This window comes from Niallia sp. (genome assembly GCF_031978665.1).
GTDB lineage: Bacteria > Bacillota > Bacilli > Bacillales > Cytobacillaceae > Niallia.
Map to the genome: position 1 here is coordinate 70,699 of NZ_DALZDK010000004.1, position 26,652 is coordinate 97,350.

30 protein-coding genes are annotated in these 26,652 nt (G+C 34.1%); 5 read left to right on the forward strand and 25 right to left on the reverse strand.

The window, feature by feature from the left end; all coding sequences use genetic code 11:
* Positions 1 to 69: 69 nt before the first annotated feature.
* From holA to RTL21_RS03290, 4 genes are all read right to left on the reverse strand, one after another.
* On the reverse strand, positions 70 to 1,092 hold the full coding sequence (holA, locus tag RTL21_RS03275) for a DNA polymerase III subunit delta (protein ID WP_312093280.1): 1,023 nt from the start codon (positions 1,090 to 1,092) through the stop codon (positions 70 to 72).
* A gap of 458 nt (positions 1,093 to 1,550) precedes the next feature.
* The gene (locus tag RTL21_RS03280) at positions 1,551 to 3,881 is read right to left on the reverse strand and encodes a DNA internalization-related competence protein ComEC/Rec2 (protein ID WP_312093282.1); all 2,331 of its coding nucleotides are present in this window, start codon (positions 3,879 to 3,881) and stop codon (positions 1,551 to 1,553) included.
* Positions 3,882 to 3,927: 46 nt separating this feature from the next.
* Positions 3,928 to 4,506, reverse strand: a complete 579-nt coding sequence (locus RTL21_RS03285) for a ComE operon protein 2 (protein WP_312093284.1) — start codon at positions 4,504 to 4,506, stop codon at positions 3,928 to 3,930.
* A gap of 165 nt (positions 4,507 to 4,671) precedes the next feature.
* Entirely contained in the window at positions 4,672 to 5,307 is a 636-nt protein-coding gene (locus tag RTL21_RS03290) for a helix-hairpin-helix domain-containing protein (RefSeq protein ID WP_312093286.1), read from the reverse strand.
* 85 nt (positions 5,308 to 5,392) lie between these two features.
* Between RTL21_RS03290 and comER the strand changes: the two genes are divergently transcribed.
* Entirely contained in the window at positions 5,393 to 6,226 is an 834-nt protein-coding gene (gene comER, locus RTL21_RS03295; protein ID WP_312093288.1) for a late competence protein ComER, read from the forward strand.
* A 192-nt stretch (positions 6,227 to 6,418) separates the two neighbouring features.
* Here the strand turns inward: comER and RTL21_RS03300 are convergent, their stop codons facing one another.
* The 8 genes from RTL21_RS03300 to RTL21_RS03335 are packed head-to-tail and all read right to left on the reverse strand — an operon-like array spanning position 6,419 to position 11,459.
* Positions 6,419 to 7,165, reverse strand: a complete 747-nt coding sequence (locus tag RTL21_RS03300; RefSeq protein WP_312093290.1) for a class I SAM-dependent DNA methyltransferase — start codon at positions 7,163 to 7,165, stop codon at positions 6,419 to 6,421.
* Positions 7,162 to 7,518, reverse strand: coding sequence for a ribosome silencing factor (rsfS, locus tag RTL21_RS03305; RefSeq protein WP_312093292.1), 357 nt, complete (start codon positions 7,516 to 7,518; stop codon positions 7,162 to 7,164). Before rsfS ends, RTL21_RS03300 begins: the two co-directional genes overlap by 4 nt.
* Positions 7,519 to 8,088, reverse strand: coding sequence for a bis(5'-nucleosyl)-tetraphosphatase (symmetrical) YqeK (gene yqeK, locus RTL21_RS03310; RefSeq protein ID WP_312093294.1), 570 nt, complete (start codon positions 8,086 to 8,088; stop codon positions 7,519 to 7,521).
* Entirely contained in the window at positions 8,078 to 8,647 is a 570-nt protein-coding gene (locus RTL21_RS03315) for a nicotinate-nucleotide adenylyltransferase (protein WP_312093296.1), read from the reverse strand. Before RTL21_RS03315 ends, yqeK begins: the two co-directional genes overlap by 11 nt.
* A 21-nt stretch (positions 8,648 to 8,668) precedes the next feature.
* A complete protein-coding gene (yhbY, locus tag RTL21_RS03320; RefSeq protein WP_312093298.1) occupies positions 8,669 to 8,962 on the reverse strand; it encodes a ribosome assembly RNA-binding protein YhbY in 294 nt (97 codons plus the stop codon).
* 3 nt (positions 8,963 to 8,965) lie between these two features.
* Positions 8,966 to 9,796, reverse strand: a complete 831-nt coding sequence (gene aroE, locus RTL21_RS03325) for a shikimate dehydrogenase (protein WP_312093300.1) — start codon at positions 9,794 to 9,796, stop codon at positions 8,966 to 8,968.
* 40 nt (positions 9,797 to 9,836) lie between these two features.
* Positions 9,837 to 10,940: a ribosome biogenesis GTPase YqeH gene (gene yqeH, locus RTL21_RS03330; protein ID WP_312093302.1), complete on the reverse strand. Its 1,104-nt coding sequence runs from the start codon at positions 10,938 to 10,940 to the stop codon at positions 9,837 to 9,839.
* Between the two features lie 3 nt (positions 10,941 to 10,943).
* The gene (locus RTL21_RS03335) at positions 10,944 to 11,459 is read right to left on the reverse strand and encodes a YqeG family HAD IIIA-type phosphatase (RefSeq protein WP_396954417.1); all 516 of its coding nucleotides are present in this window, start codon (positions 11,457 to 11,459) and stop codon (positions 10,944 to 10,946) included.
* Between the two features lie 609 nt (positions 11,460 to 12,068).
* Here RTL21_RS03335 and RTL21_RS03340 point away from each other — a divergent pair.
* Positions 12,069 to 12,209 carry a sporulation histidine kinase inhibitor Sda gene (locus tag RTL21_RS03340; protein WP_016202937.1) on the forward strand — a complete coding sequence of 47 codons (141 nt, stop codon included), beginning with the start codon at positions 12,069 to 12,071 and terminating at the stop codon, positions 12,207 to 12,209.
* Positions 12,210 to 12,411: 202 nt separating this feature from the next.
* On the opposite strand, the gene RTL21_RS03345 is transcribed toward RTL21_RS03340, so the two are convergent.
* On the reverse strand, positions 12,412 to 13,218 hold the full coding sequence (locus tag RTL21_RS03345) for a phosphatidylserine decarboxylase (protein ID WP_312093307.1): 807 nt from the start codon (positions 13,216 to 13,218) through the stop codon (positions 12,412 to 12,414).
* Positions 13,219 to 13,339: 121 nt separating this feature from the next.
* On the opposite strand from RTL21_RS03345, the gene pssA reads away from it, so the two are divergent.
* The gene (pssA, locus tag RTL21_RS03350) at positions 13,340 to 13,879 is read left to right on the forward strand and encodes a CDP-diacylglycerol--serine O-phosphatidyltransferase (RefSeq protein WP_312093309.1); all 540 of its coding nucleotides are present in this window, start codon (positions 13,340 to 13,342) and stop codon (positions 13,877 to 13,879) included.
* Positions 13,880 to 14,030: 151 nt separating this feature from the next.
* Here the strand turns inward: pssA and RTL21_RS03355 are convergent, their stop codons facing one another.
* The 4 genes from RTL21_RS03355 to RTL21_RS03370 all read right to left on the reverse strand — a co-directional run bounded on the left by RTL21_RS03355 (position 14,031) and on the right by RTL21_RS03370 (position 17,772).
* Complete coding sequence (locus RTL21_RS03355) at positions 14,031 to 15,815, reverse strand: M3 family oligoendopeptidase (protein WP_312093311.1); 1,785 nt, start codon at positions 15,813 to 15,815, stop codon at positions 14,031 to 14,033.
* A 236-nt stretch (positions 15,816 to 16,051) separates the two neighbouring features.
* Positions 16,052 to 16,264 (reverse strand): sporulation protein YjcZ, encoded by a 213-nt coding sequence (locus RTL21_RS03360; RefSeq protein ID WP_312093313.1) that lies wholly within the window; start codon positions 16,262 to 16,264, stop codon positions 16,052 to 16,054.
* 109 nt (positions 16,265 to 16,373) lie between these two features.
* Complete coding sequence (locus RTL21_RS03365; RefSeq protein WP_312093315.1) at positions 16,374 to 17,138, reverse strand: N-acetylmuramoyl-L-alanine amidase; 765 nt, start codon at positions 17,136 to 17,138, stop codon at positions 16,374 to 16,376.
* A 172-nt stretch (positions 17,139 to 17,310) separates the two neighbouring features.
* Positions 17,311 to 17,772 (reverse strand): hypothetical protein, encoded by a 462-nt coding sequence (locus RTL21_RS03370; protein WP_312093317.1) that lies wholly within the window; start codon positions 17,770 to 17,772, stop codon positions 17,311 to 17,313.
* A gap of 311 nt (positions 17,773 to 18,083) precedes the next feature.
* On the opposite strand from RTL21_RS03370, the gene RTL21_RS03375 reads away from it, so the two are divergent.
* A complete protein-coding gene (locus tag RTL21_RS03375) occupies positions 18,084 to 18,398 on the forward strand; it encodes a hypothetical protein (RefSeq protein ID WP_312093319.1) in 315 nt (104 codons plus the stop codon).
* A 199-nt stretch (positions 18,399 to 18,597) separates the two neighbouring features.
* On the opposite strand, the gene sigK is transcribed toward RTL21_RS03375, so the two are convergent.
* Entirely contained in the window at positions 18,598 to 19,317 is a 720-nt protein-coding gene (gene sigK / locus RTL21_RS03380; RefSeq protein WP_312093321.1) for an RNA polymerase sporulation sigma factor SigK, read from the reverse strand.
* Positions 19,318 to 19,630: 313 nt separating this feature from the next.
* Here sigK and RTL21_RS03385 point away from each other — a divergent pair, with 313 nt between their 5' ends.
* Entirely contained in the window at positions 19,631 to 21,568 is a 1,938-nt protein-coding gene (locus RTL21_RS03385; RefSeq protein ID WP_312093323.1) for a fructose-1,6-bisphosphatase, read from the forward strand.
* A 271-nt stretch (positions 21,569 to 21,839) separates the two neighbouring features.
* Here the strand turns inward: RTL21_RS03385 and RTL21_RS03390 are convergent, their stop codons facing one another.
* From RTL21_RS03390 to RTL21_RS03420, 7 genes are all read right to left on the reverse strand, one after another.
* Positions 21,840 to 21,980: a YrzI family small protein gene (locus tag RTL21_RS03390; RefSeq protein WP_312093325.1), complete on the reverse strand. Its 141-nt coding sequence runs from the start codon at positions 21,978 to 21,980 to the stop codon at positions 21,840 to 21,842.
* 21 nt (positions 21,981 to 22,001) lie between these two features.
* Positions 22,002 to 22,154, reverse strand: coding sequence for a YrzI family small protein (locus RTL21_RS03395; RefSeq protein ID WP_312093327.1), 153 nt, complete (start codon positions 22,152 to 22,154; stop codon positions 22,002 to 22,004).
* Positions 22,155 to 22,181: 27 nt separating this feature from the next.
* Entirely contained in the window at positions 22,182 to 22,331 is a 150-nt protein-coding gene (locus RTL21_RS03400) for a YrzI family small protein (RefSeq protein WP_312093329.1), read from the reverse strand.
* A 614-nt stretch (positions 22,332 to 22,945) separates the two neighbouring features.
* A complete protein-coding gene (locus RTL21_RS03405) occupies positions 22,946 to 24,079 on the reverse strand; it encodes a bifunctional cystathionine gamma-lyase/homocysteine desulfhydrase (RefSeq protein WP_312093331.1) in 1,134 nt (377 codons plus the stop codon).
* The gene (locus RTL21_RS03410) at positions 24,080 to 25,003 is read right to left on the reverse strand and encodes a PLP-dependent cysteine synthase family protein (protein WP_312093333.1); all 924 of its coding nucleotides are present in this window, start codon (positions 25,001 to 25,003) and stop codon (positions 24,080 to 24,082) included.
* A gap of 147 nt (positions 25,004 to 25,150) precedes the next feature.
* Entirely contained in the window at positions 25,151 to 25,843 is a 693-nt protein-coding gene (gene mtnN / locus RTL21_RS03415) for a 5'-methylthioadenosine/S-adenosylhomocysteine nucleosidase (protein WP_312093335.1), read from the reverse strand.
* A gap of 18 nt (positions 25,844 to 25,861) precedes the next feature.
* Complete coding sequence (locus RTL21_RS03420) at positions 25,862 to 26,494, reverse strand: class I SAM-dependent DNA methyltransferase (protein WP_312093337.1); 633 nt, start codon at positions 26,492 to 26,494, stop codon at positions 25,862 to 25,864.
* Positions 26,495 to 26,652: the final 158 nt, after the last annotated feature.

Here is a 26,652-nt window from a genome sequence, read left to right on the forward strand (position 1 = left end):
TTTTTTTATGTCCTTTATTTATAAATTTTGAAAAATATGACTTTCTTAATTTTTGCATACAACCCTTTTTTACACCCCATGTCCTAATTGAAATAAAATCATTTCGATCACCATATTTTTAGGCATTGTTCCTGTTTTCAACTGATAGTCGCCTTCAGCAAATAGTTGGATACATTTTGTTAATTCATCTTCTGTAAAACGCTGGGCTTGTCCTGCTGCTAATTTCACTCGAAAGGGATGAACTTTTAAAACCGATGCAATTTGCTGTTGTCCATATCCTTTTTGCGCGAGAGCCTTCACTTGATAGATTAAGCGGAATTGGTTCGCTATTATAGAAAGAATTTTTAATGGCTCTTCATTTTGCTTCAATAAATCATAATAAATCCGCAAAGCTTCATCTATTTTTTTAGAGATCACTTTATCAACCAAGCTAAAGATATTTTGCTCCAACGATTTCGCAACTAATTCTTCTACAATTTCTTTTGTTATTAATTTTGAATCTTGTACATATAAAGCCATTTTATCAATTTCCGTTGTTAAAAGGGATAAATTCGTTCCAGCAAGACTTAGTATCGTGTCTAATCCGTCTTCATTTATCTCAACCTGATTATACGCTGCACGTTGTTTCAACCATTTCTTCAATTCTTGTTCATTTAATTTTTTCGCTTCTAAAACAGATGCCGCCGTTTTTAACTGCTTAGTTATTTTCTTTCTCTCATCTAATTTTTCGTAACTAGCTATAAAAATCATTGTAGTAAACGGGGAAGGCTGTTTCAAATATTCCTCTAATTTCTTTACATCATGTTCTACCTTTGACTTAGATTTTTCAGCTGTCAGGAAAAACGGATTATTTAATACAATTACTTTTCTTTCCCCAAAAAAAGGAATTGTTTCTGCATCCTCTATTGCTAATTCTATCGGTGTTTCCTCTAAATCATATGTAGATAAATTAAAATCCTCATCATCCTCGTTTAATAAAGATTGCAACAGTAAATATTTTGTTTCATTTATTAGAAAAGACTCCAGTCCGTATAATAAATAGACAAAAGAAAAATCTTTACTCTTTATTTTTTTCCATAATTCTTCGATCATTTCTTCTCCCCATTCCCTAAAAACTTGAATTGCTTATCTATTACTAAACCATTATTATATACGAAATTCTTGTTTTTTGTCCTTTTTTTAAAATTTGCTCCTATAATAACAGAAAGAAGGTCCTCTTGATAACCTCTCTCTTGTCAAAGAAAATTCTTATATAAAGCGTTACTTTCGCCTTATCAAGATTAACTAGTAGCGAGAAAAAAGTGATCAGAGGAACCTTCCTTCAATCTATAATGAACGTTACACATTAAGGCCTAGGATACTTAATGTGTAACGGTGCACTTTGTGGTATTCATAGTTTGCACGAATGGTCTAAAATCTATTTGTGTCAAGTCCTGACAGCTGAGGAAATGCGTAGCATGTCAATTTTAGATAAGTATTTTTTGGTCCTTTTGGATAGGTATTTAAGTGACATTTTCCAATTAATTATAGCCATTCTCTTTTGCTATATTCTATGGAATTTGCAAATGAAATGTGCCACCTTTTTCGGAAAAATAAAAAGTAATGCCCCCATTTTCATCTGTTCTGAAAACTTTTACTTTGTTTTCATTTAAGGTAGTAAGAACTTCCTTACTAGGATGATGATAAAGGTTATTTTCTCCTACTGATATGACGGCAATCCTTGGTTTTAGCCGCTCGATAAATTCACTTGTTGAAGAAGTTTTGCTCCCATGATGCCCCACCTTTAAAATATCTATATTTTTTAAAAGTGGAAATTCCCGCAATAACGCTTGTTCCCCTTCTTTTTCTATATCCCCTGTAAAAAGCCATTTGATATTTGAAATCTTTGCAAATATCACTATGGACCCATTATTCTTCGTTAACTCCTTATTCTCTAAAGGAGATAAAACCCAAAAAGAATCCTTCCCTACACTCCATTTTTGTCCTGCTTGTACAAAGCGAATAGGGATGTGTTTCTTCTCCGCTAAAGCGAATAATCTTTCTTCCTCTACAGAACGCTCACCTATAACATTAGGATAGATTATTTCTTTTACCCTTAATTGCTCCATCACTGCAGTACTTCCTCCAATATGGTCTAAATCACCATGTGTTAATATCAATTTGTCAATCGTATATATCCCCTTACTTTTCAAAAAAGGAACAACTGTATTCTCCCCCACTTCAAAGGGCTCATCTCGCATTTGCCAGTCCTCCATAGGGAAGGTTACCGTACCTCCAGTATCAATAAGATAGGTGCCCTTATTATTCGGCAAATTAATAAGAATACTATCGCCTTGTCCTACATCAATAAAAGTGATTTCTCCTTTTGATAAATAGGCATTATTAATAAACTGAAGACTAACAAGCAATATCGGAAGACAATACAGCCATTTCCTCGATTTCTTTGATATGTTTTCATATAAATAAAAGAAAATCGGCAAACTGACAATATAAGCGCATAGAAAAAAGAAAGATGGTCTTCCTAAAATAAGCGTGCTAAAGGGATAACTAGCGAGCTTTAACACCATTTTATCTGCAAGCATTAGCACAATATCCAAAGGGAAAGAAAATAAGGAGAGATTTTGTGGGAATAGAAAAGAGAGCACATAAAGGATGATTAAACATGGCAAAACAATGACCGTATAAAAAGGGATAAAAATAAGATTCGCTAGCAAGGATAAAGTAGGAATTTCAAAAAAACAGTACAAAATAACTGGAATTACTGCATATTCGGACACAAATGTAGTAAAGAAGTACATTTTAACGGTGGAGGACTGATACTCTTTAATAAGAGTGAAGGAAATAATGAGGAAGACACAAACGATAAAAGACAACAAAAAACCAATACTAAAAAGCATTCGTGGCTGCATAATTAAACAAAAACAAAATACTATACTAATTATATCAATCATGGGCAATGGAGATAAAATACGAAATTTATTTTTGGCTAATAAAATCATGCTGGTTAGAACAGCCCTAATTACCGATGGACTTAATCCTGTCAGCACCGCATAAATAGGCAAAAGTAGCAGCAAAACAGTGCTAGCCCTTTCTTTCGTTAATCCAAATCGGATCATCACAAAATAAAGAATCCCTACTAAAACAACAACATGTGAACCTGAAATAGCTAATAGATGGATAATCCCTAAGCGCTGATAAGCTGTTTGAAGATCCTCATCCATCATTCCAAGATCTCCAAAAATGAGTGCTTCTGCAATAGGAATGGTTGTCTCTGAAAAATGCTTAGCAATCCAGATCATCCCTTTTTCTCTCAGCTGCTTTAATAATAAGATGAAATCCTTTTCTTTCACACAGTTTGTTAAATCTAAATTTTCTATCGAGAATATCCAATAAATAGATTTGTTTTCAAGATACTGCCTATAATTAAAGCCATTCTCATTTCTTTGGGAAGTTGGAAGTGATAACCCCCCCTTAAGCATGCACGTTTTTCCTATCACCTTTGCTTCTTCTAAGAAAGCTTTTTCTTTTTCCGTATCTATTTTGTAGGAGACAAGCAGTTTTTCTTTTGTTTGTTTATCCTTTCCAACAGTCCTCCACCTATCCCCGTCTACCGAAGCTTGCTCTATGAAGGTGATGCTTAAAGAAGCATCACCCTCCTTTATTTTCGAGTGGTTTATTTGATGATCATAACTTCCTCGAACAAGAAAAAGAAGAAAAACACAAACCAGAAAACCACTTGATCCTAACGCTACTTTTTTTGCTAATAAAAGCCACCCTATGAACACGCAAAATAATAAATAAAATAATAAATGCTGAACATAAGAACATAATATTCCCAAAAACGCTGAAATCGCGAAATACAGTAACCTTGCTTGAAACATAAATCGCTCCTAACCACTGCAGTAGACCGGGAAAGGAAAAGGAAGATCAAATAGACGTCTTTGCTGTAGGTATTATAGAAAATAATTCTACTGCTCTTTTTTCCAACATATCTACATCCACAGTATCTGTATTATTTTCTTTCAATTGTTTAATAATAGTTTCCACAAAAACCTTTTTCTCTTCTTTTTTATCAAGATCCTTTCTATCCACTTGTACAGTTGCAATTTTAGCCTGTTCAAAAAGCTCTAGTGCATATGGATGATTTTTGTAATCCATAGCATAATACACTGTTTTAATTCCTGCTTGTACAATTGCTTTGCAGCACTGGAGACAAGGAAAATGAGTGACATATATATCTGCCCCGTCTGTTGGAACTCCAAATTTAGCACATTGTAAAATCGCATTCATTTCTGCATGAATTGTTCGAACACAATGATTCTCAATTACATAACAGCCTTCATCAATACAATGAACGCCACCAGCTATACTCCCGTTATATCCACCAGCAATTATGCGCTTATCCCTAACAATAGTCGCTCCAACTGCCAATCTTGTACATGTGCTTCTTAAGGCTAACAACTCACTTTGAGCCATAAAATACTCGTTCCATGAAATTCTATCCAATTTATATACACTCCCCTAGATAACGAATAAAGACAATACAATAATCTAATTCTTCATTTAGTTTATCGGGAAGTATGTTTTGAGTCAATTGCGAAAAAGATGCTATTGGATTGCTTCATTGCTGATTTAGCCTTTCTGTCGGCTCATTGTTACTATAATGAAAATTTAGTTTATTGAAATTAAAGGTTCCAATTTTTCATATGTTTTCTCGCCAATTCCAGTTATATTTTTTATATCCTCCTTCGCAGAAAACCCTCCATTTTGTTCACGATATTCTATAATTGCGGCCGCTTTAGACGGTCCTACTCCCGGCAATTCAAGCAATTCCGTTTCACTAGCTTTATTTATATTAATTAATCCCTCGCTAGAAGAAAGACTTGCTTGGTTGCTAGCTTCATCAATAGCAGCTTCTTCCTCTTCTCCAATATAAGGAACATAAATAATCATCTCATCGGTTACTTTCATCGCAAAATTAACTGCATTTTTTTCTCCATTTTGCAAAATTCCTCCTGCCTTATTAATAATGTCATTCACACGCTCTCCCTCACTTGCTTCATAAACTCCTGGATTTTTAACCGCCCCTTTTACATCTACTAGCATCAATGTAGCTTGATTGTCTTCAACGATAGTATCCTCTTCTGCCATTTCCTCTTCAGCAGCAAATAAATCTTCTTGCTGAAAGGAGTCTTCTTGATCGTTTTTTTGCATCAAGAGAGGGGAAAAACGAAATAGCAATAAAAGAAGCATGCCTCCTAAAACAGGGATAAGGAACTTTTTATTTTTACGAAGCCAGTCCATCATAACTAATCATCCTTTCAGGTATATTTTGTATTGTTGCTTCATATCGTTATATGAGAAACCGCTCATTATAGGGGGGGAAGAAAAAGTGAAAATAGGAATGATTGGTACAGGAAATATGGGGAAAATATTAATAGAAGCGATGCTTGACGGAAATGCTATTTCCCCCGAAGACTTATTTATTTACAATCGAACAATCGACAAAGCGATAGAAATTAAAGAAAATTACCCAAACATTAATATATGCCCTAGTGATATCGAAATTGCAAAAGAAACAGATCTTATCTTTTTATGCGTAAAGCCCCATGATATGTATGGTGTCGCCCAAAACATTACACCTTTTTTAACAAAGGATAAATGTGTTGTATCCATTACAAGTCCAATTAGCCCTGACCAGCTTGATACTTTCTTTAACTGCTCTGTTGCACGGATTATTCCAAGCATTACAAATAGAGCATTAGCAGGGGTATCTTTATTCTCTTTTGGAAGCAATTGTACGGATGAATGGAAAAAACAATTAGAGAGTTTCTATGAAAAATTTTCAACACCATTAGAAATTGGAGATAATATTACGAGGGTTGCCTCTGATATAGTCAGTTGTGGACCGGCATTTTTTTGTTATCTTACTAGAAGGTTCATAGATGGAGCAGTGGAGGAAACAGAAATTGATTTAGACACAGCCACTAAATTAGCAAGTGAAATGCTGATTGGGTTAGGAGAGTTATTAAAGAAAGGGTATTATACTTTACCTACTTTACAGGAAAAAGTAAGCGTAAAGGGCGGAATCACTGGCGAAGGAATAAACGTATTGGAACGCGAGATAGGAGATACCTTTAACCAATTATTTCAAGCTACACAGGCCAAATATGAGGATGACCAGCTATCCCTTAAAAATCTTGTCTCAGGGCATAAAAATATCTAATGCTATCAATACATTCTATGCTACTTAATTGAATTCCTTCTGTAATTACAAATTATTAAATTATTATAAGCTAACGTTAAAATTTTTGACCATAAGACATAAAGAAGGAAATGTTCTATCTGCTGAACATTTCCCTTTCTTGTTATTAAGACTTTTTCTTAATTCTTTAGAAAAAACCATTTTTAAAACAGCTTATTTTTTCTTACAATAAAAGAATAGACGCTCTGCCTTTTCATTTATTGGGCCCTCTGAAAAATCGGCTTCTACTTTCAGTATTGTAAAACCAGCTTGTTCGATCCATTCAATATATTGCTCCAAAGAATAGGTTCGTTGAAAATGGAGTTCATCATAGCGACGATACATATCTGTTTTGTCATCCAATTGAAAAAAGCTTAAATCATGTTCTACACTATTCGGATAGTCTCCTTCATAGCATTGCCAAATAAGGCTTACATCCTCATCATTCACCGCATAGGTTTGATTGATAAATAAATGATTCATCTTATACAAAGAATGAACATCAAAGATAAATAGACCATTTTCATCTAAATGCTCATAAACGCTTTTAAAAGTATTGATAACATCTTCGTCTGTTTGTAAATAATTGATGGAATCGCAGCAAATACAAACGATATCAAAGACAGGCAAGCCTTCTAACTGAGACATATCCTGCTCTATATAAAATACAGCTTCGCCTGCTTCCATTGTTTTGGCTTGCGCAACACTTAGCATATCCTCCGATAAATCAATCCCGGTAACTTGAAAACCAGCCCGTGACAACCTAATGGATAATTCACCTGTACCACACGCTAAGTCTAAAAGGTTTGCTCCTTTCACTTTATAATCGTTTGCTGCCTTTTTTATAATCTGTACCCACTTATCGTATGGTACATCATGCATTAGACGATCATAAAGATAGGCAAACTGCTCATAACTCATTGACTAATCACGCTTTCAATGTTTTCAACTGGAGCGTCTCCCCAAAGGCGTTCTAAATTGTAATAGGTTCTTTCATCGCGATGGAAAACATGTACGATGATATCTCCTAAATCAACTAAAATCCACTTCGCTTCATTATATCCTTCAAAGCGTTTAACCGAAATACCCAGCTCTCCAGATTTATCTTTAATTTCATTTGCAATTGCTTGTACTTGCTTGTCTGAATTACCGTGACAAATCACGAAATAATCTGCTACAAGGGATATACCTTTCATATTTAGCGCAACAATATTTTCTGCTCTTTTATCATCCGCTGCTTTTACAGCAGTCCATAATAAAGTACGTTCATCCATTCAATCAACCTCCATATTTATACAATAACTATTATATGCTTCAAAACTTAAAGGAAATACAGCTCGATTATTTCGAATTAGAAATATAATCGTATTTTTCACCGCTTGTAAAAAAGCACGGTCAAAATCCACTTCAGCTAATTCCCTTACCTCATCAACACCAAGAAATGCTCTTCCCGGTTCAATATAATCAGCTAAATAAATTATTTTCTCGAGCTTGCTCATTTCAGGTCTACCAGATGTATGGTATCGAATTGCATCAAGTATTTCCTTATCTTTAATACCTACTTCTTTCTCTACTAAAAAAGCCCCAACCGGCGCATGCCATAATTCAGAATGAAATAACAAAAGATTTGGATCCATGTTTTGCCCGACAATAATCTTTTTCATTTCATCCTTGGAGCGGAATTTTGCGTAATCATGAAAAATCGCTGCCAATTCCGCCTTTTCAACATTCCCACCATATTTAGTCGCTAGCTTAATAGCTGTTTCCATTACCCCAATTGTGTGAATATAACGCTTTTCCGTTATCTGTTCTTTCACTATCCGCAATGCTTCTTCACGATTCATATAGTCGATTCTCCTCAATATATCTCTTTACTTCATCTCTTACTAAAAATGAAATAGTTTCCCCTTCCTTCACCCTTTCACGAATTAAGCTAGAGGAAATATTAATATCAGGAACCTTTACATACTGAACAGGATAAACTGTTTCAAGTTCATATTTAGGACGGTTTACACTTATGAATTGTACCATTTCCATAAGCTCTTGAATTTTATACCAATTAGGCAAATATTCTACCATATCTGCACCTATTATAAAATAGAAATCAATAGTAGGATAAGCCTCTCCTAATAGTGTCATTGTATCGAATGTATATGATTTTCCTTCTCTACCCAATTCAATTGTTTGGATAGAGAAAGAAGGGTGATCCTCTATCGATAATTGCAACATGTCCACTCGCTGATTATTCGTTACATTCCCTGATTTTATTTTATGTGGAGGTTCTTGATTTGGCATAAACCATATTTCATCTAATTTTTTTGCATGGAGCACTTCATTTGCAATGATCAGATGTCCTATATGAGGTGGATCAAATGTTCCACCCAATATCCCTACTTTTTTCAAAAAAATCGCCTCTTAACCGCTTTAAGATGGTAAATTTATCGTTTTATTTTCTCTTGATTCTTTATATAAAACGATTGTATTTCCGATAATTTGGACTAACTCACTTTTCGTTCCATTTACTAGTTCACTTGCAACAGTGTCTTTATCTTCATCACAATTTTGTAAAATACTAATTTTCAATAATTCTCTTACTTCTAAAGCCTCACTAATTTGCTTGATCATATTTTCATTTACGCCGCCTTTTCCTACTTGAAAAATTGGACTTAAATGATGTGCCTTTGCTCGTAAAAATCTTTTTTGTTTACCTCTTAACATGTATTATCCTCCTAGTTGTGTTAAAACACATTGTTTCATTCTTTCTGTATCCGGAAAAAATCCTTGCCATTTCTCAAATGCTAATGCCCCTTGATAAACAAACATATCAATCCCGTTTTGTGTTTTTGCGCCTTTAATTTTCGCTGCACTTAAAATTTTCGTTTCGAGCGGGTTATAGATAATGTCACTTACTAGCGCTTCTCTCTTCAAATTAGTTAGCTGAATAGGTGTATCGTCAATATGTGGTGACATACCAATAGATGTCGTTTGTATAATAAGATCATACTCACTAAGCGTCTTTTCCGCTGAAGCAAAATCCATTATATTCGTATTCACAGGATAGGGACACGCGTCTTTTAAAGCAGCTGCGTTTGAAAGTGTGCGATTACAAATGTCAATTTGTAGCACCCCATACTGAGCCAATGTAAAATAGATTCCTCTAGCAGCGCCACCACTACCGATTATGATTATTTTTCTCTGCGGCAAGTCCGGGAGCTGTTTTAACAGTCCTCTTAAATATCCTTCTCCATCTGTATTATACCCAATCCACTTTCCTTTTTCACAAACCACGGTATTGACAGCACCAATGGCTTTACTCAATGGGTCTAGTTCATCCAAAAAGGGAATGATTGCTTGTTTATGTGGTACGGTAACATTAAAGCCAGCTATGTTCATATCTCTTAACTCGATTAATCCACTTTCAAGCAGTTCTTTTTTTATATGTATCTTCTTCATTTCAGCATCTATTCCGTAGAATTGAAAAAGATCATTGTGCATGGCAGGTGACATCGAATGTTGAATTGGATCGCCAATTACTGCATAATTCTTCCTCATACCGCTCTCCCTTCCCCTTATTGAAATTGCTCATTATACCTTAAATCAATGATTTACGAAGCATTGCATGAACCCCTTTTGGTACATAAACAGCTACTTGAATATTTGGTTCATTAACTGTTATCCAGCCCAGTCCCGAAAAAACAATATCTGTCTTCGGTTCTTTTATCGAGAAATCATGTCTTACTAGCTCTGGAAAATCATCCATTTGCTCTCTATTCGGTGGAGTCAATAATTCCCCTGCATGCTTATTATATAATTCATCTGCATTTTCCAATTTCGTACGATGAATCGTTATCTCATTGGAAAAATAGCAGACAAAGCTATTACGCTCCCCTTTTACAAAATCAAATCTAGCTAGTCCGCCAAAGAAAAGTGTTTGTTTATCGTTTAATTGAAAAATTCTCGCTTTAATTTCTTTCTTCGGAGTAATAACTTTTAAATCCTTTTTATCAACAAAATGAGCCATTTGATGGTGATTAATGATTCCAGGTGTATCCACTAAAAATTTGCCATCAGATAATGGAATTTCAATAATATCTAGGGTTGTACCAGGAAAATGGGAAGTCGTGATTACATTTTCTTCGCCAGAAACCTCTTTAAGAATTCGATTAATAAATGTCGATTTCCCAACATTCGTACAGCCAACCACATAAACATTTTTTCCATGACGATGATATTCAATTGCGTCTAATACTTCCTTCACATTCTTTCCTTTTTCTGCACTAACGAGATACACATCTTCAGGTCTTAACCCTAAATCTTTTGCTTCTTTTTTCATCCAATTGATAACTTTCTGCTGTTTCACCGATTTCGGTAAAAGATCGACTTTATTTCCTATTAATAAAACCTTATTTTTCCCAGTGAAACGATGCAATCCAGGCAGCCAGCTTCCGTTGAAATCAAATATATCTACTAATTTGACAATCAGGCTATCACTTTTGCCAATCTCATTTAAAATTTTCAAAAAGTCATCATCTGTTAAAGAAACATCCTGTACTTCATTATAATGCTTTAAACGGAAACATCTTTGACAAATTACTTCTTCTTTTTCCAAAGAAGAAGAAGGTGCATATCCTAGTTCATTTTTATTTTCCGTCTGAATGACAACTCCACAGCCAATACAATGTATTCTTTCTGTCACGTATTAATCCTCCCAAGTCAATTTTCCGTTTCTACGAAACCAATTTAAAATTCTTCTTTCAATTTTCCGATTGATCCTTGTCATAAAACCATCCGTTTGTGCAACAGGAACCACTAAAATAGTATGAAAGCCACTTCTATTACCACCAAGAACATCCGTTAATAATTGGTCGCCAATGACAACCGTTTCTTCTTTTTTTACATTCATTTGCATGATAGCTTTATTGAAAGCTCGCCCAAGTGGTTTGCGCGCAGCAAAAATAAAAGGAATTTGCAATGGATCTGAAAACGACTTTACTCTCGTTTCTTTATTATTAGAAACAATTGTTACTTTAATGTCATTTCTCTTCATTTCTGCAAACCATTCGATAATTTGTGGTGTTGCAAGTGGCCGATCCCATTCCACTAACGTATTATCTAAATCAGTGATAATCCCTTTAATTCCTTTTTCTTTTAAGCTTTCTGGAGAAATCTCAAATATATTTTTAACAAACTGATTAGGCAAAAATTGATTAAACACTAAAAAAACACCTCTTAACTCTCTCATTTCTATGCTTTTTCCAATATTTCTTGTTCTTTTATGGTAACCATTTTTACGGTAGAAGAAAATAATATTATACCGTTTTTCTTCTTAAAGAAGATACCCTATCCATTCTTTTTTTGATAATAACAAAATAATTTTCGACAAAAAACGCATTTTTCAACATATGTGGATAACATTATACACATAATACCCATTGATTTATGTGTCATCCACATACTTCTCAACAAAATAATCACAGGTTATCCACTAATCATTGTGGATAAACGAACAGTTGTTCTCTATGTTTATTTTTGTTAAAGTAAGGATACAGAATAATATCCTATAAACTTCCAAGACAGTTTGCAGAAAAAGGAAGAAAAACAAAAAGTGTAAATCCTACTATCTATTTTATTGGACAAGCCATGTATTTCAAAAAAACTATGTCGAATATGTATATTTAGTATGTATGGTACCCACTTTTTTAAAACACTAATTTTACCTCAGAAGAAGAATGAACACCTTTTTCAGCACTGAAGACAACCACATTTATATATTTGTTTCTTGCTAAAAGTTCTAACTATTTATTCGAATGGAGGTGTTTCTGGCATGCGAAAACTGTCAGATGAATTACTGATTGAGTCATACCATAAAGCTAGGGAACTAAATTTAAGCCCTGAATTTATTCGTCTCATCGAAACTGAAATTCACCGACGTTCTTTAAGCAACAAGATAAAAGTTTCCTCTTGAATAAGTGAAAAGCGATAGAACCATCTATACATTTGAAAACAGCCTTTAATTAGGCTGTTTTTCTTTTAATAATATTTGGTCATTCCCCGTAAATTTTTCTATCCTAGCAAGAAATAAACAACACAAGCATTTATTCTAAAGAAAACCAAAATGATTCATACTTTTCCAGTTACACACATTAAAAGGCAGTTGTAGTTTCATTTTATTGAGCCTTCAATGTATCTACGTTACTATGTTCTCCAATAACCTCTCCTATTTTAACCGGATATGGTAGAGAAGGAAAGTCCTTCTGTATAAATGTATTTTTTTCAAATAGTAACACAACTGTTGATCCGAAAGAAAAATAGGCCATTTCCTCTCCTTGTACTAGACGGTCTTTTTTATGGCTCCGTACTATTGAGTTAATAAACATTGCTCCAACTTTCACCATACAAATACTATTTCCTTCTTCGGCCTGGATTTCTGTTATAGACCGATAATTTTTAGAAAGGGTAGATTTCCCCCACTTTAATCCATAATTATTAACAGGGTACGATTTACTTCCAAGTGTCCAACAGTTTGTAACGGTACCTGTAGCAGGACAGTGAATTCGATGATAATGACTAGGACTTAAATAAAAAATAAGATACGTCCCATCGACATATTTATTAACCGTTTTTTCATCTCCAAGCATTTCATGAATAGAATACGATTTTCCCTTAACTAAAATAGTACAATCGCTCCTAACTTTCCCAATATCTTCAATTACTGCATCAACAGGGCTAATTATTTCTCCTGGAGCTGCATGAATCTCTCGACAATTTGCTTTTAATTTTCTAATAAAAAATTCATGCAGCGACCGATATTCATTTAATTGTTTTTCCATTTCTTCTATATTTATTTGGTAAACCTTTGCAAAAGAAGGGATAATAAAACGACTCCTTCTAGAACAGGCAAATTTCTTAATTAAATAGGAACTCCATCTTCCGTTTGTTAGTTCGATACAAAGTCGATACATTGTTTCTTTCAACAAAGCAATCCTCCAATGAATAAAATTTTTCTTTACGAATATTCATATACTACATTAAAATTATATATGATTATATTAAAAATAGTTGTATGAAATTCATTTCATACTGGGAGTGAATCTAATGTTTTTACATGAAGTTTTAGAACAAACAATTAAGAAAATTAAAACACAACTAGCTAATGTTTTAACTTTAACAAATATTTTTCTAGGTGCTTTTGCCATTATTTATAGTTTAAAAGGACATCTCCAATTAAGTCTATTACTTATTTTTATTGCTGCATTAGCAGATCGACTTGATGGAATGACTGCCAGAAAGTTTAATATTGAATCTGAACTTGGTAAACAGCTTGACTCCATGAGCGATATCATTTCATTTGGAGTGGCACCAGCATTATTAGTATACCAAGGAGTACTATTTGAATTAGGGGCACCAGGCTCATTTTTTACAGTCCTCTATATTGTATGTGGAGCTTTTCGATTAGCTCGATTTAATATTACAGAAAGCCATGGCTTTTTTACAGGCTTACCGATAACGGCAGCTGGTTGTATCTTAACCTTTAGCTGTCTATGGCTCGCTTTCCTACCGCCACACATTTACTTATTTCTTATGCTCATTCTCTCCATATTAATGATTGGAAGTTTTAAATGGAGAAAGATTTAACTTGCTCTAACGAAGGGCATTTAGCCTTTTATAATGAAAACAAAGGACCTCATCATACAGCTGTAAAATGCTAGATGATGAGGTCTCTCGATTTTATCTTTTCTATAATACATGTCCATTGCTTTTTTCAAAAATACAAACGTTCGATTTATTATTCAGCTGTTAACTTCAAGAATTCTTCTACATCATTGATACAAAGCTGAATAGCACTGTTCCAAAAAGCTTCTTTTGTTAAATCAATTTGGAGGTGCTTATATGCCAATTCTTCCACTGTCATGCTTGCAGTATCCTTTAATAAAGCAATATACTTCTCCTCATATCCTTTTCCTTCTTCTATAGCTTTTGCATAGATTCCTAGAGAAAACAGGAACCCAAATGTATAAGGGAAATTATAGAAAGGTACACCTGTAATATAAAAATGTAACTTTGACCCCCAGAAAGAAGGATGATATTCTGCTAAAGCCTCTCCATATGCTTCTTTTTGAGCATCCAGCATTAATGTATTTAATCGCTCTTTGCGAACTAGACCATTTTGACGCTCTTCATAAAATTTAGTTTCGAATAAAAAGCGAGCATGAATATTCATCAATAATGCAATGGATCGCTGTATTTTATCTTCCAGTAATACCAGCTTTTCTTCATCCGTTGCCGCAGCTTTTACAGCCGCATCCGACACAATCATCTCCGCAAACGTAGACGCTGTTTCTGCCACATTCATCGCATAATTTCTATTTAATGTATGCATATCCCTCATCACATAGGTATGAAAACCATGACCCAATTCATGAGCTAGTGTGGAGACATTTGAAGGAGAACCAGAATACGTCATAAAAATCCGCGATTGAGCACTTTCTGGAAAATAAGTATGAAAGCCCCCTGGTCGCTTGCCTTTTCTATCTTCAGCTTCTATCCATCTATCTTCAAATGCTTTTTTTGCAAAAGTAGCCATTTCTGTTCCGAATTGTTCAAAGTGCTTAATGATAAATTCAGCACCCTCTTGATATGGCATTTTTGTTTCTACCTTTCCTAGTGGGGCATCTAAGTCATACCAACTCAACTTTTCTAAACCTAACAGTTTCGCTTTTCTATCTAAGAACTGCACAAACGGTTGTTTATTTTTTGAAATCGCATTCCACATCGCTTGTAATGTCTTTTCTTGCATGCGATTAATATCTAATGGTTCTTTTAAAAAACTATTCCAACCTCTCATTCCATAAATATTTAATCGAAAGCCAGCTAAATGGTTTAATGTTTTTGCAAGAACTTCTCCATTTGCATCCCATGTCTTTTCCCATTCTGAAAATACCTTTTTACGAATAGAACGATCTGGGCTAGAAAATTTATTTGCTGCTTGTCCGACAGATAATTTCTCCTCTTGAAAAGGAATCTGCATTTTTCCAACGATGGTATCATACATTTGGCCCCAGCCATAATACCCGTCAACACTTAATTTATTTATAAGCGTTTCTTCAGCTTCTGATAATTTCTCTTTTGCTGCTGTTCTTCTTTCCGACAGTACAAAATAAAGCTCCTCCAGCTCATTTGCTTTAAAAAGGGAGTCCCATTCTATATCACTGTATAAGGATAATTTCCCATCAAGGATTGTTAATACATTTTGAAATGTGGCACTTAATTCTGTTACTCTTCCCCTTAATGTGCTTGCCTCTTTATCCTCCATATTCTGTGCTTCTAAACAACTAACAAAAGCACCTGCCTGCCTTACTTTTCTTACAACTACTTCAAACTGTTGTACAATTTGCTGTAAAACATCTTGGTCCGCTTTTTCTTTTAAAGGCTCAAACTTATGTACATACATTGATAATTTATCAATTTCATCCATGGATATTGCTAAATGCTCTCTAAACTTCGGGGAATCACTTCCTCCAGGAAATAATCCTTCTAAATCCCATGTATCTTGATATTCCTTTATATTCAAAGCCCTTTCAGCTCCTCCCTTTATTTACTACTATGTCATTATAGTTTGATTATCGAAATATTTCCATTCTTTCTGCAAAAATAGGAAGCGAGTTAAGGTAATAGGCTACCAAAAAAACAAGCATCCCTATTTAGTAAAACGATGCTTGTTATCCATTTACATTCATTTCAATAGGTTGCTCCTATTGTCCATTATTTTGATAAAGTGGCGTTATCATTGTTAAGAGATTGTTCAACTTAACGAAAATAACCGCCGAATGCCCAAACACCCCAAAAAAGAATAATAACAATAAATAGAATGATTAAAAATGCATACCAGAAACCACCGGCACCACCATATACGCCGCCATAAGCTGGATAAGGAGCTCCTCCATAGCCAACTGGAGTTGGTCCTATTCCGCCAAGTGGAACAGCAGGTGGTATTTGATTTGGGTATCCATAACCAACCATTTATATCCCTCCTCTCTTTCTATAAAATATTCTTTCTTTGATTCCAATGTTTTAGGCAATTGTTCTATTTTCTAATGTTTTTCTATATTCTTTCAAAAATCTTATACCACTAATTTGAAACAAAAGTATTAAAGCCTGCGTCTTTTGCTTTTGCAGCCAATTGTTCGGCATTATTTCTACTACTAAAGGCACCGATTTGCACTATATAAAAGCTATCTCGAAACAGAACAGCTGTATTAAATCCTTTTCCACTTGCCTGTAATGCCAGATTATCGGCATTTTCTTTCTCTTTAAATGCCCCGATTTGGACTCGGTATATAGTTGTTTGGCTTTGTTTCTTTGTTAACGAAAATGCTTTTTCCAAACCATTGACATGTCCTCTTGCAATTTTTGCAATAAAGTTGCTATCTTTCAGTTGATTAGCATCTAACATTGTATCAACAAAGCCATTTTCTGTTAATAAAGCAGGCATATCAGTTTCTCTTAACACATGGAAATTTGCACTTTTCATCCCTCTGTCATTAAAGCCTGTTTCTTCGATTATTTGCCTATGAATCGCTTGCTGATAAGTTAAAGTAGGTGTCCCAACTCCTGGATAAATATAACTTTCAAATCCTGTTCCACCACCGGCATTAATATGGATAGAAAGATAAAAATCAGCATTCCACTTATTAGCTGCATCCGTTCTTTCTGACAAGCTCACTGTGGAATCACCTGTCCGACTCATGAGAATAGCGATGTCTTCATATTCATTCTGAAGAATATTGCTTATTTGTTGAGCAATATTCCATGTAATATTTTTTTCTACTAATCCATTTCCTACTGCCCCAGAATCTGACCCACCATGCCCAGGATCGATAAAAATTTTCACCATGCTTTTCACCACCTTTCTAATAGTATAGAAAGGTGGTGAAAAATTGCTTGTTTTAAAGCCTAAGTATACTTACAAAAGTAGAGAAATTAAGATGGAAAACTTTATCTAATCCTTTTTTTCAACTCACAGATTGCTATATGTTCCAATTGAGATTACTTACATCTCTTAACTACTATCTGGAAAAAATAATTTCCTCCCTCTCTGTATTGTCTATATATTTAACTTCACGGACATTTCCACCGTTATCACAATAATAAATAGATTTACTGATAATAGTATTTTCATCTCCGCCAAAGTTGATAAACACTTGATATTTCACTAAACCCTCCTGTAAACCTTCCATATCTATCCTGTCATATTCAGATGTATATTGATAGCTTGTCACAGGATATATATCAAATCTCCACACAATATTGTTATACATTTCCCCTCTAATTACTTGGTAGTTTTTACCTAGATAGGAGTTGATGTCTGCTTTGCTTTGAATATTTCTAACCTTATCTTTTAGCTCCGAAATAGTTACATTCGTTTGATCATAATCCTCACTTACCTTGAAGTCATATTCACCACGAATAGGTCCAATAGTAAGAACGGATAGCATGATTGTGATAAATAGCAGCTGTCTCATAAACATCGGTCTTCAACCCCTTCCATTAACTCTTATCCTTTCGAAATAAAGAATTATATATTTCATTTATATTACAATTATTATAAAATATTTACGGTTTTTGAAAATTTTTGAGCTATCTCCATAATTTTTTCTTGCGTATATACTAATCTTCCATCTTTACAATCATGGCAGTAAAGGCCTGTACCTTTATTAACGATATGATATATGAAGCTTTAAAATGACTAAATTTCCCAGTTCTAAAAAACTCCATTCTTTTCTTATCAGCATACTTCCAAAGGACATGCATACAATGAAAAGGAAGGAGGAGATTAGCTATGAAAAAAATCTCTTTAATATTCGTTATTGTCCTTTTAGCTCTTATCGCATACATAGAAACCCCAACTGCCAGTATCAATAAAAATCAAGTTCTTTTTTATGGCCAAACAAATGAAGATCAAGAGGTTTCGAGTAATACAGATGAAATATTCGGTGCTCCCGAACTTGAATACAAATTAGAAGAGACGAAGGAAGAGGATGGCTTTATTGTAGAGGTATATCGTGAATATGAAATTTATAAAAATCGGCAAGGTGATGTAGTAAAAACTGTCGCAACAGACAATACAGAGTACATACACTATGCTAAATATTAAGGAATTAGAAAGCCACTTAGTTTATAGATCAAAACCAATGACTAAGTGGCTCCTGCTATCCTTCTGCTTTATTCTTAACATATACTTATAATAGGTTCTATCCTTATTAATCAGGTTTTTTTCATGAATTCATCCTATTGGAAAACAAAATATTTTCTCATAAGAATGTGCACGTTTTTAACATCCTTATGTATAGTTATTACTCATTTTTCCGTTTTTTTTCCTTCTCTGCGCGGTAGAATTCATGGAACATTTTCATCAATGCTCTTTTTTCAATCCGAGAAACATAGCTTCTTGAAATTCCAAGTTCTTTTGCAATCTCTCTTTGTGTTTTTTCCTTCTTCAAATCAAGACCAAATCTTCCGATAATTACTTCTTTTTCTCTTTCATCTAGCACATCAATATATTCCTTTACTTTTTCAAGCTCCATATTCAATTGAATTGTATTAACAACATCTTCCGATTCTGACTTCAACACATCGATTAGGCTGATTTCATTCCCTTCCTTATCCTGACCTATAGGATCATGAAGGGATACATCTTTTTTTGTTTTCTTTAACGCTCTTAGATGCATTAGAATTTCGTTTTCTATACAACGAGCAGCATAAGTAGCCAATTTCGTCCCTTTTCCCTCAGAAAAGCTTTCTATCCCTTTAATAAGACCGATGGTTCCAATCGAAATTAGATCCTCTGAATCTTCACCTGTATTTTCAAATTTTTTCACAATATGGGCGACTAAGCGCAAGTTATGCTCTATCAGCATATTTCTTGCATGGGAATCTCCTTCAGCCATTAACCGTAAATATTTCTTTTCATCACTCGCTGATAATGGTTGGGGAAATGCATTATTTTTAACATAGGATACAAGGAAAACTAATTCTTTTAATAAAGCTCCAAGCGACAATAAGATTCCAGACATCTTTCCACCTCCACATTCAAGGACATTTGCCTATACTTCATTACTATGTGAAAAGAGAGTAGGTTTTGCATGTCCAGACGACAATAAACTTTAGAAAATCTATTTTATTTTGGTTTATTTGCCTCTATTTTGGGTAATATCAGGAAGTATTTCATCTAAGAAGATATATCTCTAACTGCTTGTTTCTAGTGTAAAAAGGGACAATAGAATTATTTTCCATATATTTTAAAATAGTTACTAAATTCTCACTTTTTCCTTGTATAATACATATATTGATAGCTGTTTTCTATTTCATGGGGGTGCGCCAAACAAAATGGATACGAAATATTTAGATTTACTTACAGAAAAGTATGATTCAGAAGAGAAAGTGGTTACCGAAATAATAAATCTAGATGCGATACTAAACCTCCCAAAGGGGACAGAGCATTTTGTCAGTGATCTGCATGGAGAGTATCATGCTTTTCAACACGTTTTAAGGAATGGTTCAGGGAATGTTAAAGAAAAAATCCGTGATTTATTTAAAGAGGAGCTTTCGAAATCAGAAATCGATGAATTTGCAACATTGGTTTATTATCCAGAAGAAAAGCTAAAAAGAGTTGTTAATTCGTTTATTCATACATCAGAACTAGATGATTGGTATGCCGATACAATCGAAAGAATGATTCGATTGGTATCATATGCATCTTCCAAGTATACAAATTCTAAAGTTAGAAAAGCATTGCCACAGCAGTTTGTGTATATAATTGAAGAATTATTGTATGAAAAAAATGAATTAAATAATAAAACGGATTATTATTCAAGTATCATTAACAGAATTATTTCATTAGGACAAGCAAATAAACTAATTATTGGCCTAGCCTATACTATTCAAAGACTTGTTGTCGATCATTTACATGTAGTAGGAGATATATATGATCGAGGACCTTTTCCAGATAAAATCATGGATACTTTAATGGATTATCACTCAGTAGATATACAATGGGGAAATCATGATGTTCTATGGATTGGGGCATATGCCGGATCAAAAGTCTGTCTTGCTAATATTATTCGAATTTGTGCTAGATATGACAACTTAGATATTATCGAAGATGCATATGGAATAAATTTGCGCCCACTTCTTAACTTAGCGAATAAATATTATAAAGATAATGAAGCTTTTCGTCCAAAAATGAATGCAAAAAAAGAAGAGAATACAGAAGAAAACATTTTACAAATTACAAAAATTCATCAAGCTATTTCCATCATTCAATTCAAGCTGGAAATGCCGATTATTAAAAGGCGCCCTGATTTCCAAATGCATCATCGCCTCCTATTAGAAAAGATTGATTACGAAATGAATACTATTGATTTAAATGGAAAGATTTACCCGTTAGAAAATACCTGCTTTAATACAATCGATCCGAACGCACCTTCCATCCTTTTAAAAGAAGAAGAACAAGTCATGAATAAGCTGCTTTTTTCGATACAGCATTCAGAAAAACTAGCTAGACATGTTCACTTTTTAATGAATAAAGGAAGATTATATTTAAAATACAATAGTAATTTATTAATCCATGGCTGCATTCCTTTAAATGAAGATGGAACAATGAAAGCAATGTGCATCGATGGAAAGGATTATCGTGGTAAGGAATTATTTGATCTCTTTGAATATTATTTACGCTATAGCTTTAATCATCCAGAAATAACCGATGACTTTGCAACAGATTTGGTTTGGTATTTATGGACAGGGGAAAACTCCTCTTTATTTGGCAAAAAGGATATGACTACATTTGAGCGATACTTTATTAAAGAGAAGGACACGCATAAAGAGAAAAAGAACCCTTATTATTCCTTAAGGGAAAAGGAAGAGATATGCCGCAGTATTTTAGAGGAATTCGGCTTGAATCCGGATCAAGGACATATTATTAATGGGCATACCCCCGTTGCTGAAATAAATGGAGAAAATCCTATTAAAGCAAATGGGAAAATGATTGTTATTGATGGCGGTTTCTCCAAAGCATACCAATCTAAGACAGGGATTGCAGGATATACATTATTATATAACTCCTATGGGATGCAATTAGTTGCCCATAAGCATTTTACTTCAAAGGAAGATGTATTAGAAAACGGTACGGACGTCTTGTCTGTAAAAAGAGTTGTTGATAGAGAACTTCAACGGAAGAAGGTATTAGAAACAAACGTAGGAGAAAAGCTACTGGAGCAAATGAACGATTTAAATCAATTGCTGGAATACCGATTTATTAAAAAATAATCGGTTAATGTCCTGTTAATCGTGTGGGAGTATTATTAGTTAAAAACAACAGCTATACCAAAATAGTGAATTAACCTAATGATTAAGGAAGAAGCTGATGACTATATTCATCAGCTTCTTATTGTTCTGGCACAATATATTACCCCAATCCTATTCCTGCAAAAGGCGACGATTTAGATGTAACTTGTTAGTCTGTATCTTTCTCTGCCCATAAGATTGATTGACGACATTGTAGGATGATTAAATACATTTTATTCCGCCCCTTTCATTTTTATAAAAAGCGAGTAACTGATATTTGCTTCATTCTATTTTCTTCTATAATTTCTTCAATATATTGTTGATGCATCTTTTCTTCTTCTGTCATTTTTTTCGAATGAAAGGTTATCGTAAAAAACAGCATATTTATCGTCATAATTAACACCACCTATTTATTTTAATAATTGATGCGAGAGAAACATCCAGATTGAATCTGTTTATTTTTATTTTCTTGCATCATTTGCTCAATTTCCTGTAAATGAAGGTATTCTTCTTCCGTCATCTTTTTCAGATGAATCGTTATTGTTATAAAGAAAATATTTAAGGTCATGTCTTCACCTCCCAAGAGTGAAATTTTTTATAACCTATGTGTTAAGTAGTCTATTTCAGATAATTTTCTACGATTTTCGGCAATCCGCCTTTCCATTTCCATTTCCTGCAAAATTTCATTATTTGTCCATTGTTTTTTCTTCAGTGTAACGGTTAAAAAGATTAAATTTAACGTCATTGATTACTCCTCCTACTTTTTTGTATTTAATTCCAAAAATGGTATATTTTTCTCGTGAGTGCACAAAAAAACCGCAAATAGACCTATCTGCGGCTTAAAAAAGGCATAATAAAACCGCAGGACACGACTACCCTGCGGTTGGATATATTTTAGTTAAAATGAACTAAGATAACAAATCCCATTCCGGAGTGGTTGAATTCGTGTATATTGCATATTCAATTACTAGTACACTGTTTAATTCTGGTAATAATCTTGCCATTTTATTCAACCTCCTTCGAATTTTTTGTTCTCACATTGGTAATTATATCCTTCAATGCCAATTTTGTAAACCTTTTTTTGAAAATATAGATATTTCGCCCTGCTATTTAATGAAATGGCCTATCTCATATAAGTTCTATATATAACAATTCCATTGAGCAAAATTTAAGTGATATCCATAAATAATATAAAAAGGGATGTTCGAAAAGCTAATGAAGATTTTTATTCTAGGGGTGCGGGTGCTTACAGCTTTTATTTGTTATCGAATTTCTTTTTCTACTAACATAAGAGTTTTTTACTTTAGTCAAAAAAGGTTTACAAATAGCCGTAACTATCTGTAAACCTCTTGTCTTAACTCATTGTAATGCCTGCTTTAAATCCTCTATTAAATCTTCTACGTCTTCTAGTCCAACCGAAATACGCACAAGTCCATCTGTTATGCCTAGCTCGGATCTTCTTTCTGCTGGAATCGAGGCATGTGTCATTCTTGCTGGAACCGAAATTAAGCTTTCAACAGCCCCTAAACTTTCTGCTAAGGTAAAATATTTTACTTTTTCCAAAAGCTTATCAGCGTTTTCCGCGCTTCCGACATCAAAGCTTACCATCCCTCCAAAGCCAAGTGCTTGCTTTTGGCTTATTTCATGATTTGGATGAGTGGCTAATCCTGGATAATATACTTTTGAAATAGATGGATGTTCTTTTAGAAATGCAACGATTTGTTTCGTATTGCTTTCATGCTCTTCCATGCGTATTCCAAGTGTTTTCATCCCTCTGATTAATAGCCAAGAATCATGGGGTCCTAATACTCCTCCTGTTGAATTTTGAACGAAATGAAAATCTTCTCCTAATTTATCATCATTAACAACGACTAATCCAGCTACGACATCACTATGACCGCCTAAATACTTCGTTGCACTATGAAGTACAATATCTGCGCCCAATGTTAATGGTGTTTGCCAATATGGTGTAGAGAATGTATTATCTACAATCGTTAATAAGCCATTTTCTTTAGCAACATGAGACGCCTCCTTGATGTCTGTTATTTTCAATAACGGATTCGTCGGAGTTTCAATATATAAAGCAACAGTATTTTCTTTGATTCCCTCTTTTATATTGCTACTATTACTTGTATCAATAAAGGTTGCCTCTATCCCAAACTTATTTAGAACCTTTGTCATTACACGGAAAGTTCCACCATATACATCGTCTGTTAGTAGAATATGATCTCCCTTTTTAAATAACATCATGACTGCAGTAATAGCTGCCATCCCAGAGCTAAAAGCAAAGCCTCTTTTTCCTTCCTCTAAATCTTTAATGAGTTCTTCTAAAGCATGGCGAGTAGGGTTGCCCGTTCTGGAATATTCAAAGCCTTTATGATTTCCAATTCCGTCCTGTTTATAAGTGCTTACTTGATAGATAGGAACATTCACTGCTCCAGTATAAGGATCACCAGGAATTCCGCCGTGTATTAATTTTGTTTTTCTTTTCATTTATATTCCTCCATCAAATATTTTTTTGCTTATATACCGATCACTAGAATCTGGAAAAATCACAACAATGTTGCTACCACTTTTTGCTTTATATGCTTCTTGGATAGCAGCATATAAAGCGGCTCCTGAAGAACTACCTATAAGTAAACCTTCCTTTTCAGCAGCTAGCTTTACATAATCAAATGCATCTGCATCAGAAACTGTATGAATCTGATCAAAAAAGGCTGGATCCATATATACTGGTATGAACTCCATTCCAATTCCTTCAGTTTTATGCGGCCCACTTTTCCCACCATTTAAAATAGAGCCTTCTGGTTCTACTATTACTGCTTTAATAGCTGGATTTTGTTCTTTTAAATATCGGGCCGTTCCCATAAAAGTACCGCCTGTTCCGGCACCAGCGACAAATATATCGACATGATGATTTAATTGCTCCCAAATTTCTGGACCAAGTGTCTTATAATACGTATTGGGATTTGCTTCGTTTTCAAATTGTCCTGGTATATAGGAATTAGGAATTTTTTGATGCAGCTCCTTCGCTTTTTCTATTGCACCTTTCATTCCTAATAAAGTAGGTGTATGAATAATTTCTGCACCCAATGCCTTCATAATCTCTTGTTTTTCCACACTAAATTTTTCAGGTACACATACCATTACCTTTATTCCTGTATTTAATGCTGCTAGCGCAAGCCCAATCCCTGTATTCCCCGCAGTAGGTTCAATAATTGTTCCACCTTTGGTAATCTTTCCACTCTGCAATGCTTCATGAATTAATTCATAACCTAGGCGATCTTTAATACTTCCACCAGGATTATAAAATTCCAACTTTGCAAATAAATGAACATTTTCAGGTAATGAAAAATGAGTCAATTCAACAATAGGTGTATGCCCAATTAATTGATGCACATTTTGATAAACTTTCAACACTACACACCCCCTTATTATTCTTACCCTATTTATAAGAAATTTCGTCTGAATCCATAAATTACTTCAGTTCCAATTATTCTTAGTGGTTTACTAGTATTTATTGTTAAAGAAAGACGAGGAGGCTTTTTCCCTCCTCCATCTTTTTTAAATTTTATCAACGATACCCATCACTAGATTTGCTGAATGTACAGCTGCTTTTTCTAAATACTGGTCAAAGGATAAATGTGATTCCTTCCCAGCGATATCAGATAAAGAGCGTATAATAACAAATGGAATGTTATATTGATACGCTACTTGAGCGATTGCTGCTGCTTCCATTTCTACAGCTTGCAGATTATCAAATTTTGATTGAATAAAGGCTGCTTTTTCAGGTTGATTAATAAACGAATCACCAGTGGTAATCAATCCTGTTACGATTGTATGATTACCAATTTCCTTTGCGCTCTGCTCTGCTACATCAATTAATTTTTCATTTGCCTTAAAGCTTGCTGGCATTTGTGGAACTTGCCCGTATTCATAACCAAAAATAGTGGCATCAACATCATGATGGCGTACTTCGTTCGAAATGACAACGTCCCCTACTTCTAGATCAGGATTTAAACCTCCTGCTGATCCAGTATTTATAAGGTAATCTGGTTTAAATGTTTGAAGGAGGATTGTTGTGCTCATTGCTGCATTTACTTTTCCTATACCTGAACGAAGGAGAACAACCTCTTTCCCGTACAATTCCCCTTCAATAAATTGAAATCCAACGATTGTCTGTTCTTTCTTGTTTATTATTTTTTCACGTAATAAAGTTACTTCTTCTTCCATTGCACCAATAATTGCGATCTTCAATTGATTAACCTCTTTCGTTTATTTTTTCCCTTCCATAATCCAAACAAAATCATTCATCTTTTCGAAACGAGCTGAAAAACCATTTTTCTCTAAGATCTCTGTAAGAATGGGAATTGTTGTATAGTATTCTCTTTGTAAGTCTTCTGCTAAATTATTCTGCCCCTTCCCCGTTGCGCCCTTAATTGCTTGGTAGTGCGCTTCTTTCGTGACATACATTGTATCAGCAAACACTATTTTACCACCTTTAGGGAGGAGATTACTATACTGTTTAATCGCTTCGTCCTTTTCCTGATCGGTTAAATGATGAAAAGCATAGGTGCTTACAAATGTATTTGGAGTACTATCTAGCTTAAAATGAAGGAAATCCCCCTCTATTAATTGTGCTTTTGTGCCAATTTTGTCTTTTGCTAACCTTCTCATGGCAGGTGATGGTTCAATCGCCGTGACAGTTAATCCTTTTTCAATCAATTTAAGTGTAAGGTTTCCGGTACCTGGTCCAAATTCAACAACATGACCAGCAGAACGTTCTGCAACATTCGTTAATATACGATCATAATGACGAAAAACTGCTTCATATTCTTTATCATTAGTGAGACTGTCATCATACGAATCAGCCCATTGTTCAAAGATCTCAAGGAACTCTTTTCCCATAGCTTCGCACCTCTATTGTTATAATATATAATTCCTATAAGTATACTATGGTTTTTAAAATTTCTTGTTCTTAATTTAACATATCTTTCTACTTGTTATCAAGAATCTAATAAAAGTGTGTTTATTCCCTATTTTTCAACAATTACTCCTGTATTTTA